This window comes from Microbacterium sp. 69-10, from assembly GCF_001897945.1.
Lineage (GTDB): Bacteria > Actinomycetota > Actinomycetes > Actinomycetales > Microbacteriaceae > Microbacterium.
This window is the reverse complement of record NZ_MKRT01000033.1, coordinates 1-12,124: the sequence shown is the minus strand read 5'-3', so window position 1 is coordinate 12,124 and position 12,124 is coordinate 1. Positions and strand designations below refer to the sequence as shown.

Below are 12,124 nucleotides of genomic sequence, written 5' to 3'. Positions count from 1 at the left end.
TCTGGAACATGTAGGAGCCGCCGTTCTCCGCCATGCGCAGGCCGATGCCGACGATCACCCCGGGCAGGCCGTGCGTGAAGATCTCGCGGATCGGACGGTCGGCGATCTGCTCGTGCTTCTCCAGCTCGATGAACGTCGGCGTCTCGCGGAGGCGCATCCGGATGAACAGGGCGAGCAGGATCAGGACGAACGACGCCAGGAACGGCACGCGCCAGCCCCAGCTGAGCAGCGCGTCCTTCGGCAGCAGGCTGATGAAGCTGAAGACCAGGGCGGCGAGCAGAGTGCCGGCCTGGATGCCGATGAAGGGCAGCGCCGAGAAGAAGCCGCGGCGGCGCACCGGCGCGTACTCGGCCATCAGCACCGTCGCACCCGCCTGCTCGGCTCCGGCTCCGAAGCCCTGCAGCAGGCGCATGAGCACGAGCAGGATCGGCGCCCAGAGGCCGACCGCGTCGTAGGTGGGCAGCAGGCCGATCGCGGTGGAGGCGCCGCCCATCAGCAGGATGGTGACGACCAGGACCCACTTGCGGCCGATCTTGTCGCCCAGCACGCCGAAGAACAGTCCGCCGAACGGACGGGCGAGGAAGCCGACGCCGAAGGTGGCGAACGCGGCGACCGTCGCCATGGCCGGGTCGCCCTGCGGGAAGAACAGCACGTTGAAGATCAGTGCTGTGGAGAGCCCGTAGAGCGCGAAGTCGAAGTACTCCAGTGCGCTGCCGATGCTGGACGCGAGGGTCGCGCGGCGCAGGTTGGCCGCGTACTCCGGGTCATCGGGTGGGGTCTGCTGCGTGATGAGTGAATCGGTCACTGCCATCTCCTTCGATCGGCTTCGCCATCGGCGTGGCATTGACGTTACCAGCCTGTTGGACGATGTTCAATACTTTGGACTCATAATGGGCGCGCGAACCCGGATGTCGCCGATGCGACGCCCGGACGACCGCGCCTCAGCGGCGCGCAGCAGCGCTGAACGGGTTCGTCAGCGCCTGCGCGGCCTCGCGCAGAGCCTCGCCGACGCGCTCGATGCGCTCGAAGTCCGCCTCGGCGGCACGGATGGCGACGCCCAGCGCCAGCGGAGGGTCGGACGGCGCCCAGGGCTCCAGTGGAACGGCCACTCCGACGATGCCGCGGAAGGACTCCTCCGCATCCAGCGCCCAGCCGCGCCGGCGCGCTGCGGCGAGCGCCTCCAGCAGTCCGGCCATCGTGGTGGCGCTGCGCTCGGTGAGTGCGGGGAAGACGGCATCCGCCCCGAGCAGTTCGACCACCTCGTCGTCGGTCATCGACATCAGCAGCGCGCGGCCCGTTCCCGACAGCCCCGCCGGCAGGCGGGAACCCAGCGGCGTGCCGAGGCGCAGCGACCGCGACCCCTCGTGCCGCGCCAGGTAAAGGGCATCCGTGCCGTCCAGCAGCGCCACCTGCACGAGCTCGGACGACAGCACGGGCGAGGACTCGCACACGCTGTAGAACTCGCGCACCTGGTTGAACTGGGCGGCGAACGCCCCGCCCAGCTCGGCGGTGCGCAGTCCCAGCCGGTAACCCGCGGAGGTGCGCTGGATCATCCCACCCGCCTCCAGCGCCAGGCACAGATTGGCCGTCGACGACTTGGCCAGGCCCAGCTCGCCCGCCAGCTCCGTGAGCGTGCGCGGCTGCGCCTGCGCCAGCAGTCCCAGCAGCCGGATGCTGCGGGTCACCGCCGGTGCGGGATCCCGGCCTTCACGCGAATCCTCGTCGCCTGCCACGCTTCCCCCTCCCGGCACCCGCGCGGGCGCCGTGAACTCAGTAGAACTCGACTGTATCGACCGTGGCGCGCAGAGGCTCGCCGTCCAGCAGACGACCGGCGCTCTCGGCGAAGCGGCGGGCGATGCGCTCCGCCTCCTTCGAACTGCGCGCCGCGGTGTGCGGGCTCACGAGCACGCTCGGGTGCGACCACAGCGGCGAGTCCTGCGCGAGCGGTTCCTTCTCGAAGACGTCCATCGCGGCGAAGCCGATCCGGCCGTCGTCGAGCGCAGCCAGGAGCGCACGCTCGTCGATCACGGTGCCGCGGCCGACGCTGGCGAGGATCGCTCCCGGCCTGACGGCCTCGAGCACCTCCTCGCCGATCAGGTGATGCGTCTGCTCGGTGCCGGGAAGGGTCACGACGATCGCGTCCACCTCGCCGGCGACCTGCGCGATCTCGTCTGGCGCGATGAGCCTGCTCACCCCGTCGACAGGACGCCCGGAGCGCGTCGTGCCCCAGACCGTCGCCCCCAGGGCGTGGAAGCGGCGCGCGCATTCCGCCCCGATGCCGCCGAGACCCACGACCAGCACCGTCATCTCGTCGACCTGGCGCATCTCCCAGCGCTGCGGCCACACGCGGGCGTCCTGGTCGGCACGCAGACGGGGCAGCCCCTTCGCGCCGGCCATCACCCCGAAGACCGCGAACTCCGCGAGCGGCCCGGCGTGCACGCCGGCACTGGTGGTGAAGACGATGCGATCCAGGGCGTCCTGATCGAGCCCAGCCGCCTTGACCTGACCGCCGCCCCCGGCCGCGGTCGTCATCACCCAGCGCAGGCGCGGATTCGCGGCGACGGTGCGGGCGAGCTGCGCCGGCGACACGTCGGGGATGCCGAACAGAGCGTCAGCCGAATCGACCATCGCCTCGAAGTCGGCCTGCTGCTGCGGCGTGCGCGAGAAGGAGGGATCGCCCTCCCAGTCGGCGGGCCACCGCATCGGCGGGACCAGCGAAGGATCGCTGATCATCTCCACCCGGGGTTCGATACGCTCGATGAGCCGGCAGAGCTCTTCGTCCAGCGGCACGGCCGCGACCACTCGGAGTCTGTCCTCGGTCTGCGTCATCGTGATCCCCTTCCTCGGGTGACATCAGCCACCACGGTACCGCAAATACACTCCGTTGAACACTGTTCCATTGAGTGGATCTTCGCTAGCATGACCGGATGGACACCTCAGCTGCCACCGTCGGGATGATCGGACTGGGTTCGATGGGCGCGCCCGTCGCAAAGCGGGTCCTCGCCGCGCGGGGCGAACTCGTCATCCACGCCAGGCGCCCGCAGCCCGAGCTCGTCGAGGCGGGCGCGACGTGGTCCGCCACTCCCCGCGAGCTCGCGTCGCGGGTGGATGTGCTGCTGAGCCTGCTTCCGGACCTTCCCGAGCTCGAGACGCTGCTGGACGGCGAGGACGGACTGCTGGCGGGCGCCGGCGATCTGCTCATCCTGATCGGCTCGACCTCCTCCGCGCCGGCCGTGCGCGACCTCGCCGAGCGACTGCACGCGCAGACCGACGGCCGGGTGCGCGTCGTGGACTGCCCGGTCTCGGGCGGCGAGGACGGTGCGAAGGCGGGGACGCTCTCGATCATGCTGGGCGGCGATGACCAGGACGACGTGGCGCTGGCCGCCGACGTGCTGGCGCCGTGCGGCACCCCCGTGCACCTCGGCCCACTCGGCGCCGGCGAGGTCGCGAAGGCCTGCAACCAGCTGGTGGTCTCGGCGACCATCCTGGCGCTGGGCGAGGCGACCGTGCTCGCGGATCGCTCCGGCCTGAACCTCGACCGGATGTGGCGGCTCCTCGCCGGTGGCTACGCGGGCTCGCGCCTGCTCGAGACCCGACGCGACAAGCTGGTCAGCGGCGACGACTCCCCCAGCGGCATGGCCAAGTACATGGTGAAGGACCTGGGCTTCGCATCCGACATCGCCGCCGCCACCGGAACCCAGGCGGCACTGCTGCCCGCGCTGCGCGCGGCGTTCGACGAGATCGTCGACGCCGGCCTGGGCGAGCGGGACATCTCCGTCACCCGGCGTCTGACCGCGCAGCGCGGTGCGCACGCGGGCGAAACGCGCGAGTCCTGACCCTCCCCCAGCGGATAACCTGAAACCACCTGCACCCCACGATCGAGGAGCTCTCAGTGCCCGAAGCATCAGCCAACATCGGAGTCGTCGGACTCGCCGTCATGGGGTCGAACCTGGCCCGCAACCTCGCGAGCCGCGAGGGAAACACGGTGGCGGTGCTGAACCGTTCCCGCACCAAGACCGACGAGCTGGTCGCCGCGCACCCCGAGGCCGGCTTCATCCCGGCGTTCTCGTACGAGGAGTTCGCCGCCTCGCTGCAGAAGCCGCGCACCGCGATCATCATGGTCAAGGCCGGCGGCCCGACGGATGCCGTGATCGATGAGCTGGTGAAGGTGTTCGAGCCGGGAGACATCATCGTCGACGGCGGCAACGCGTACTTCCCGGACACCATCCGCCGCGAGAAGGCGGTGCGCGGCACCGGCATCAACTACGTCGGCGCCGGGATCTCCGGCGGCGAGGAGGGCGCGCTCAACGGCCCGTCGATCATGCCCGGCGGCTCGGACGAGTCCTGGGTCACGCTCGGCCCGATCCTGAAGTCGATCGCCGCGGTCGCGGAGGGCGAGCCGTGCGTGACGCACATCGGCCACGACGGTGCCGGTCACTTCGTGAAGATGGTGCACAACGGCATCGAGTACGCCGACATGCAGCTCATCGCCGAGGCCTACGACCTGATCCGCCGCGGCACGGGCAAGAGCCCGGCTGAGATCGCCGAGATCTTCGCGGAGTGGAACAAGGGCGAGCTCGAGTCCTACCTCATCGAGATCACCGCCGAGGTGCTGCGCCAGGTGGATGCCGCCACCGGGCAGCCGCTCGTCGACGTCATCCTCGACCAGGCCGGCGCCAAGGGCACCGGCGCCTGGACCGTGCAGACCGCACTCTCCCTGGGCACCCCCGTCTCCGGCATCGCCGAGGCCACGTTCGCGCGCTCGCTGTCCTCCCACCCCGAGCAGCGCACGGCAGCCTCCGCCCTCCCCGGGCCGGACGAGGCGTTCACCGTCGCAGACCCGGACGCCTTCATCGAGGACGTGCGGCTCGCGCTGTACGCGTCGAAGATCGTCGCCTACTCCCAGGGCTTCGACGAGATCCGCGCGGGCGCAGCCGAGTACGACTGGACCATCGACCTGGGCGCCGTGTCGAAGATCTGGCGCGCGGGCTGCATCATCCGCGCCCAGTTCCTCAACCGCATCGCCGACGCCTACGCCCAGACCCCCGACCTGCCCGTGCTGATGACCGCCCCGTACTTCGCCGAGGCCATCACCCGCGCCCAGGCCGCCTGGCGCCGCGTCGTCGTGGCCGCCGCACAGGCCGGCATCCCCGCCCCCGCGTTCTCGTCGTCGCTGTCGTACTACGACGGCATCGGCGCCGACCGCCTCCCGGCCGCGCTCGTGCAGGGCCAGCGCGACTTCTTCGGCGCCCACACCTACAAGCGCATCGACAAGCCGGGCACCTTCCACACCCTGTGGTCCGGCGACCGCACCGAGATCGAGGCCGAGGACACGCACTGATCCCCGCGCCCCACCGGGCTGGATGAGGGCCGGATGCCGAACAGGCATCCGGCCCTCACAGCATCCGCATAGCCAACCCTATGGATTCTCGATGAGTGGGCGCGCACAATGAGTGCATGACTCACGAGCACCCCGACCTGCGCCGTCCGGACGGCTCCCCGCTGCGCATCCTCGCCGTCGACGACGAGCCCATGCTCACCGACCTGCTGGCGATGGCGCTGCGCATGGAGGGCTGGGAGGTGCGCACCGCCGGCTCGGGACTGGAGGCTCTGCAGGTCGCCCGCGACTTCGAGCCGGATGCCCTGGTACTGGACGTCATGATGCCCGACCTCGACGGCGTCGGGGTCCTGCGCCGGCTGCGCGAGGCCGGCAACCTCGTGCCGGTGGTGTTCCTCACCGCCAAGGACTCCGTCGGCGACCGCATCGCGGGCCTGACGGCCGGCGGCGACGACTACGTCACCAAGCCGTTCAGCCTCGAGGAGGTCATCGCGCGCCTGCGCGCCGTGATCCGCCGTTCCGGTCAGGGGCGCGCCGACGACGAGCAGTCGATCCTGCGCGTGGCCGACCTGTCCCTGAACGAGGACAGCCACGAGGTGATGCGCGGCGACGACGAGATCGAGCTGACCGCCACCGAGTTCGAGCTGCTGCGCTTCCTCATGCGCAACGAACGACGCGTGCTCTCCAAGGCGCAGATCCTGGACCGCGTGTGGAGCTACGACTTCGGAGGCAAGTCGTCGGTCGTGGAGCTGTACATCTCGTACCTGCGCAAGAAGATCGACGCCGGCCGCACTCCCCTGCTGCACACCGTCCGCGGCGTCGGCTACATGATCAAGTCCCCGCAGTAGCGTGCACATGTTCGCCCGCCCGGTGAGCCTGCAGGCACGGCTGATGGCCGCCGTGATCGGGTTCGTGTCCCTGATCCTGGTCGTGGTGGCCATCATCACCAGCGCGACGCTCGGCAAGACGCTCGAAGACCGTCTTCAGGAGCAGCTGAACGGCACCGCAGCCACGACGAAGTCGGTGGTGACCTCGCAGGCGAACCGGATGCTGCCCCTGGGCGGAACCTTCACGGCGGCCAGCGCCCTGGCGGACTACAAGGTGCAGGGCATCGATCTGCTGCTGATGATCGTGCCCCCGGGAATGTCCGCCTCTGGCGTCGTGGTGACGCCGGACTCGCGTCGTGAGATCTCCGGCGCGGACATCCTGACGATCACGGCCGCGCTGAGGGATGCGAACTCGGCCACGGTGAGCCTGCCGGACTTCGGGTCCTACCGTCTCACGGTGAGCCGGACGGACAACGGCGTGGTCGTGGTCACGGGCCTCTCCCGCGCCGACGTTCAGCGCACCATGACCATGCTGTTCACCGTGATCGCCCTGGCGACCCTCGGCGGCCTGCTGCTGCTCGCGCTCACCACGGCCCTCACGATCAGCATGGGGCTCCGCCCGCTCCGCGCCGTCGCGGCGACAGCCACGCGCGTGGCCGGTCAACCCCTCGACCGCGGTGAGGTGAGCATCACCGAGCGGGTGCCCGACTACGAGGCCGACCCGCGCACCGAGGTGGGGCGGGTGGGCGCCGCGCTGAACACCCTGCTGGACCACGTCGACTCCTCGCTGGCGGCGCGTCAGCGCAACGAGGAGCGGATGCGGCGCTTCGTCGCCGACGCGAGCCACGAGCTGCGCACGCCGCTGGCCTCCATCCGCGGCTACTCCGAGCTGTCGCTGAAGGCGATCAGGCAGGCGGAGCAGGCGGATGCCGATCAGAGCGCGCGGACGCTGGAGAACACCGCCTCGGCGCTGGAGCGCATCCAGGCCCAGTCGCTGCGCATGACGCGCCTGGTCGAGGATCTGCTGCTGCTCGCCCGCCTGGACGAGGGCCGCGAGCTCGTGAGCAGGGATGTCGACCTGGCCCAGCTGGCCGTGGAGGCGCTCACCGATGCGCAGCCGACGGCGCCCGACCACGCCTGGGAGCTGGACGTCCCCGAGGAGCCCGTCATGCTCATGGGAGACGCGGGCCGACTGCACCAGGTTCTGGCGAACCTGCTCGCCAACGCCCGGACGCACACTCCTGCGGGCACCACGATCACGCTGTCTCTGGCGGTCGAGTCCGGGACGGCCGTGCTGCGCGTGCACGACGACGGCCCCGGCATCGACCCGCAGGTGCGGGATGAGCTGTTCGCGCGATTCGCCCGCGGCGATGCGTCACGCGCCCGCCAGACCGGCGGAACCGGGCTCGGACTGGCGATCGCCAAGGCGATCGTTGAGGGGCACGGCGGGACTGTCGACGTGACGAGCACACCCGGTGACACGACGTTCACGGTGCGACTGCCGCTGGAGACCGCTCCGCAGCAGAGCGAGGCCGAGACGGATGCGTCCAGCTCGAGCGCTCCGGGACCGAGCGCCCCAGGGTCCAGCACGGGCGAAGGCGACTCCGGCGCCGAGGGGTTCCCCCCTCCACCGCCTCCTGCTCCCCAGGCTCAGTAACCGGCGAACGCGTCCGTGGTGAGACTGCGCGCCTTCTGCAGAGCAGGCGCGAGGTCGGCGATCAGGCGCGGCGGGCCCGAGATGAATGCGTGCCGTGCGGCGATGTCGGGCACCACGCGCTCCAGACCCGCGGCATCCAGCCGCACGCCCTGCGCCCAGGTCCAGTTCTCGGCCAGATCCGCCGGCTCGTCGCGTGTGAAGACCACGGCCCGCACGCCGGTGGCCTGCAGCTCATCGCGGAACGCCAGCTCCGCCGCCTCGGAGGCCACGTAGACGAGCACGACGTCGCGCTGCACACCCAGCGACTGCATCTGGCGCAGCTGCGACACGAACGGCGTGACGCCGATGCCAGCCGCCACCATCAGTGTCGGGGCCCCGCCGCGCGGCAGGAGGAAGTCGCCCCAGGTCCCGGTCACCGCCAGCACCGCGCCCGGCTCGGCCGCCGCGAGAGCGCGCTTGTAGCTGGACGGATGCTTCTGATCGCCGTTCTTGTACGCGATGCGCAGGGTCGGCAGATCGGCGGGGGCGGAGACGATGCTGAACTCGCGCCGGGTGCCGCGCGCATCCGGCCGGTGGTGCGGCACGTCCAGTTCGAGGTACTGCCCCGGGAGGAAGCTCAGCCGCCCCTTCGTGCGGAACGTCAGCTCCTGGGCCGTGGGCGTCACCATCCGCCGCTTCTCCAGGACCAGCCGCACCGAGCCGCGCAGCGCGAAGGCGAACGCCAGCAGGTTGCCGATCAGCAGTGCGCGCTCCTGGCCCAGCGTGAACAGGTCCCCGACCGGGATCGGCCAGCCGGCCAGCACGCCCACGAGGGCCGCGACGCTGAACTGCTGCCAGCGCCGTGGCGGCTGGGTGAGCGGCTCGGAGAGCATGAAGGCGCCGAGGAACAGGTACGGCGTGTGCACGACCGCGAACACCACGGCATCCGCGATCGCCACCTCGGTGCCCGCCGACTGGGCGAGCACCGCCTGACGCACCACCGAGACGCCGACGACGACCAGCAGGAACACCAGCACGATGCGCACCTTCTCGATGCGCCACAGCACGAGCAGTCCCAGCACGGCCACCGCGACGGCGAGCACGGGCGTTCCCACCCACCACGACGAGAAGGAGCCGAGCCCGAGCACCGTCACGACCGTCGCGCCGAAGGCCGCAGGATTGAGGATGTGCCGGCCGCGCCAGGCGATCAGGTACTTCGACAGGCTCGCGAGCGCACCGGCCAGCGCATTGCCGAGCAGCCCCCCGGCCGTCAGCGAGGGCTGCATCACGAACAGCAGGATGAGCGCGGTGACCAGCGAAGACTCGACGCGCCAGGGCAGCCGGAGGATGCGCTGAGCCCCCGCGTCGACCACCGAGATCGCGACCGCGAGCACCGCGAAGGACGCCAGGATCTCCCCCGCGCTCGGAACGACGAGCCCGGTGAACGAGAAGCAGAGAGCCACCACGGCGAGCGCGACCAGGGCGAAGAACACCAGGCGGTACATCGAGATGGCGCCGAGCACGGCGAGAATGCGCTGTCGCAGCGCCGTGAGGGATGAGAGCACCCCTCTACTCTCTCGCACTTCAGGGGGATGATCGGCCGCCGGAGCCCGCTGCTACTCCAGCAGGCCGCCGCCCAGCACCGACAATGACGCGGCCTGGGCCTCGCGCCCGCGCTCCCCGCGATACGCGATGAACTGGTCGACCAGCTGTTCGATCACCAGCATGATTCCGGCCCGCGACGTGTGGATCAGCTCGTCCTGGAAGCTGTCGTTGATCGGCGGCACCAGGAGCACCACATCGGCCGCCGTGGCGACGGCGGATCGTGCGAAGGAGGTGATCGCCACGATCCTCGCCCCGCCCGCGCGGGCGGCTCGCATGCCGTCCAGCGTCGCCCTGCTGGCGCCTGAGCCGGAGATCACGATGCACAGCGAGCCCGGGCCGAGCTGCCGGGCCGAGATCTGCTGCGACAGCGCGTCCATGAGGATCTCGCTCGGGCGACCGGCCGAGTTCAGCCGCAGCACGAGGTCCAGGCCGAGGGCGCTGGAGAGGCCGTTGGCGAGCACGAGCACCCGCTGCGAGGCGTCGAGCAGGTGCAGGAACTCCCGCACGTCCTCTTCCGCGAGCGCCGACACCGTGCCCCCCAGCTTCGCTGCGAACCGCGCCACTCCGGCTCGCACGCCGCCCACCATCGTGCTGTCCGAGTCACCGGCATCCGCCGGCTCCTGCGCCAGCTCCTGCGCCAGCGCCACCCGCAGCTGCGGATAGCCCTCGTAGCCCAGCGACTGCACCGCGCGGATGACCGTGGTGCGCCCGACGCCGACGGCATCCGCCAGCTCCTGCGCGGTGCGTTCGACGGTCCCGCTGCGGTCGGCGACGATGGCCTCGACCACACGGCGCTCACCGCGCTGCAGCGACGGCGCCAGCGCCGCGATGCGAGCCAGCGGCGGCGCGTCAGACGATCCTTGCCAGGTCACGTGAGCGAGCCCCTTCCATGATCCGACGGCGCACCGCTCCGGAGATCGCGTCGATGCCCATCGTCGTGAGCACGATGACGATCAGCAGCATCCCGACGGTGTCCCACTCGCGGAACTGCGTGTAGTTCGAGAGCATACTGCCGATGCCGCCCGCACCGACCATGCCCAGGATCGCCGAGGTGCGGATGTTGATCTCGAAGCGGTAGAGCGCGAACGACATCAGCGTGGGGGCGACAGCCGGCCAGAGCGCCCACCGCGTGACCTCCGCGGTCGTCCCGCCCGCCGCGCGCACGGCTTCCGAGGCGCCCTCCTGCGCGGACTCGATGGCCTCGTACACCCACTTGCCCTGTGTGCCGATTCCGGCGATGCCCAGGGCGAGCATGCCGGTGAAGGGCGTCAGCCCCGTCACCGTGAGCAGCACGAGCGCAATGATGACCTCGGGGACAGCGCGGATCACCGCGAACACGGCGCGCAGCACCGCTCGCAGCCATGCCGGCCCCACGCCCCGAGCGGCGAGGATGCCGAGCGGGATCGAGAGCACCACGCACAGGATCGCTCCGAGCCAGGCCATCGACACCGAGCGCCACATCTCCATGAGCGCCCTCGGGAGCTTCTCCCAGTTCGGCTCCGAGAACATCAGGCCGAGGTACTTGATCACGTTGGCCGGGATCTGCGGCACGTCGGACCAGGTGATGCGCAGGCCGCCCGCCGCCGCGAGGACGACGACGGCCGCGAGCAGGGCGAAGACGGTGGGCCACAGCCTGGATGGGCGCTTCGGCGGGGTGATCGCGGTCATGCCAGCCTCCTTCGCAGCGCGTTGGAGGCGAACTCGATGAGCACCACGACCACGAGGATCTCGAGGATGATCACCGACACGTCGCCGTAGGCGTAGAAGCCGCGCCGCTCGTCGAGGATGCGGCCGATGCCGCCCGCGCCGACGAAACCGAGGATGGCCGAGATGCGCACGTTGAGCTCGAGGACGTACAGCCACTGGTTCGCGAACAGCGGCATGGTCTGCGGCAGCGCGGTGGACCTGTTGATCTGGAACTGGCTCCCGCCGGCGGCCCGGCCGGCCTCCATGTAGCCGTGATCGGCCGAGTCGATCGCCTCCGAGACGAGCTTGACGATGATGCCGATGTCGAACAGCACCAGGGTGAGCAGGCCGGGAAGCACGCCGACGCCGACCATCGCCACGAGCACGGATGCGTAGACGAGGTCGGGGACCGAGCGGATGACGTTGATCAGCGTGCGGACGATCCCGCGGGTGATCGAGTTCGGATTCGTCGGCCGCGCGGCCCAGAGCGTGAGAGGCACGGACAGCGCGGCCGAGATCACCGCGCCGACGAGCGCCATCTGCAGCGTCTCCAGCATCGGCATCACGGTGCGGGGCAGGAAGGCGAAGTTCGGATTCATCATCTGCTGCAGCTTGCGCGCGCCGAAGTGCCAGTTCTTCGCGATCGCGGCAAGGTCGATCTGCACGCCGCCGATCGCGGGGATGCAGGTGGCCACCGTGAGCAGCACCAGGACGGCGACGATGAGGATCACGCGGACGGTGTTCCGCGGACGGGGCGGAAGCTCGCGTCGCGCGGCGACAGCGGGGGCGACGCCGCTCATCCGGCGTCGCCCATGCGGTCGCGCACCTGGATGGGGCGCCCGTAGATCTGCTCGAAGTCGGCGTCGGTCGCCTCTTTCGCAGGCCCGTCGTAGACGACCTCGCCGGCACGCAGCCCGATCATCCGGGTGGTGTACTGGCGGGCGAGGTCCATCAGGTGGATGTTGACCATGACCGTCAAGCCCCGCTCGGCGTTGATGCGGCGCAAATCACTCATGACCATGTGCGCGGTGG

The 12,124-nt window shown here is 70.5% G+C and carries 11 protein-coding genes and 1 pseudogene (1 of these 12 cut by a window edge); 4 read left to right on the top strand and 8 right to left on the bottom strand.

What is annotated here, in order from left to right; translation table 11 throughout:
- The 3 genes from BGN97_RS17980 to BGN97_RS17970 form a co-directional block, all read right to left on the bottom strand.
- Positions 1-805 carry part of the coding region annotated (locus BGN97_RS17980) for an MFS transporter (RefSeq protein ID WP_292704637.1) on the bottom strand (this coding region is incomplete at its 3' end). The annotated region extends 374 nt beyond the left edge of the window, so 805 of the 1,179 annotated nt are shown.
- A gap of 136 nt (positions 806-941) precedes the next feature.
- Positions 942-1,733 carry an IclR family transcriptional regulator C-terminal domain-containing protein gene (locus tag BGN97_RS17975; protein WP_292704636.1) on the bottom strand — a complete coding sequence of 264 codons (792 nt, stop codon included), beginning with the start codon at positions 1,731-1,733 and terminating at the stop codon, positions 942-944.
- A 37-nt stretch (positions 1,734-1,770) separates the two neighbouring features.
- A complete protein-coding gene (locus BGN97_RS17970) occupies positions 1,771-2,829 on the bottom strand; it encodes a D-2-hydroxyacid dehydrogenase (protein WP_292704634.1) in 1,059 nt (352 codons plus the stop codon).
- A gap of 98 nt (positions 2,830-2,927) precedes the next feature.
- Here BGN97_RS17970 and BGN97_RS17965 point away from each other — a divergent pair, with 98 nt between their 5' ends.
- The 4 genes from BGN97_RS17965 (at position 2,928) to BGN97_RS17950 (ending at position 7,822) form a co-directional block, all read left to right on the top strand.
- Positions 2,928-3,836 (top strand): NAD(P)-dependent oxidoreductase, encoded by a 909-nt coding sequence (locus BGN97_RS17965; protein WP_292704632.1) that lies wholly within the window; start codon positions 2,928-2,930, stop codon positions 3,834-3,836.
- A 101-nt stretch (positions 3,837-3,937) separates the two neighbouring features.
- Positions 3,938-5,341, top strand: coding sequence for an NADP-dependent phosphogluconate dehydrogenase (gene gndA / locus BGN97_RS17960; RefSeq protein WP_292704712.1), 1,404 nt, complete (start codon positions 3,938-3,940; stop codon positions 5,339-5,341).
- Positions 5,342-5,457: 116 nt separating this feature from the next.
- On the top strand, positions 5,458-6,186 hold the full coding sequence (locus tag BGN97_RS17955; protein WP_285636170.1) for a response regulator transcription factor: 729 nt from the start codon (positions 5,458-5,460) through the stop codon (positions 6,184-6,186).
- Between the two features lie 7 nt (positions 6,187-6,193).
- Positions 6,194-7,822, top strand: coding sequence for an ATP-binding protein (locus tag BGN97_RS17950; protein WP_292704630.1), 1,629 nt, complete (start codon positions 6,194-6,196; stop codon positions 7,820-7,822).
- On the opposite strand, the gene BGN97_RS17945 is transcribed toward BGN97_RS17950, so the two are convergent.
- The 5 genes and pseudogenes from BGN97_RS17945 to BGN97_RS17925 all read right to left on the bottom strand — a co-directional run.
- Positions 7,816-9,366, bottom strand: a complete 1,551-nt coding sequence (locus BGN97_RS17945) for an FAD-dependent oxidoreductase (protein WP_292704628.1) — start codon at positions 9,364-9,366, stop codon at positions 7,816-7,818. The two genes, BGN97_RS17950 and BGN97_RS17945, sit on opposite strands and share 7 nt — an antisense overlap.
- Positions 9,367-9,417: 51 nt before the next feature.
- Positions 9,418-10,278: a MurR/RpiR family transcriptional regulator gene (locus BGN97_RS17940; RefSeq protein WP_292704626.1), complete on the bottom strand. Its 861-nt coding sequence runs from the start codon at positions 10,276-10,278 to the stop codon at positions 9,418-9,420.
- On the bottom strand, positions 10,256-11,074 hold the full coding sequence (phnE, locus tag BGN97_RS17935) for a phosphonate ABC transporter, permease protein PhnE (RefSeq protein WP_292704624.1): 819 nt from the start codon (positions 11,072-11,074) through the stop codon (positions 10,256-10,258). The genes BGN97_RS17940 and phnE (BGN97_RS17935) overlap by 23 nt, the downstream gene beginning before the upstream one ends.
- The gene (gene phnE / locus BGN97_RS17930) at positions 11,071-11,892 is read right to left on the bottom strand and encodes a phosphonate ABC transporter, permease protein PhnE (protein ID WP_292704622.1); all 822 of its coding nucleotides are present in this window, start codon (positions 11,890-11,892) and stop codon (positions 11,071-11,073) included. The genes phnE (BGN97_RS17935) and phnE (BGN97_RS17930) overlap by 4 nt, the downstream gene beginning before the upstream one ends.
- A pseudogene (locus BGN97_RS17925) lies at positions 11,889-12,124 on the bottom strand (phosphonate ABC transporter ATP-binding protein); the annotation flags it as partial. The gene phnE (BGN97_RS17930) and the pseudogene BGN97_RS17925, both read right to left, overlap by 4 nt.

Bases quoted from the DNA above. Each gene is read 5' to 3' on its own strand.
- BGN97_RS17970 (WP_292704634.1), bottom strand. From the start codon at position 2,829: ATGACGCAGACCGAGGACAGACTCCGAGTGGTCGCGGCCGTGCCGCTG.
- BGN97_RS17965 (WP_292704632.1), top strand. From the start codon at position 2,928: ATGGACACCTCAGCTGCCACCGTCGGGATGATCGGACTGGGTTCGATG.
- gndA (WP_292704712.1), top strand. From the start codon at position 3,938: ATGGGGTCGAACCTGGCCCGCAACCTCGCGAGCCGCGAGGGAAACACG.
- BGN97_RS17955 (WP_285636170.1), top strand. From the start codon at position 5,458: ATGACTCACGAGCACCCCGACCTGCGCCGTCCGGACGGCTCCCCGCTG.
- BGN97_RS17950 (WP_292704630.1), top strand. From the start codon at position 6,194: ATGTTCGCCCGCCCGGTGAGCCTGCAGGCACGGCTGATGGCCGCCGTG.
- phnE (WP_292704624.1), bottom strand. From the start codon at position 11,074: ATGACCGCGATCACCCCGCCGAAGCGCCCATCCAGGCTGTGGCCCACC.
- phnE (WP_292704622.1), bottom strand. From the start codon at position 11,892: ATGAGCGGCGTCGCCCCCGCTGTCGCCGCGCGACGCGAGCTTCCGCCC.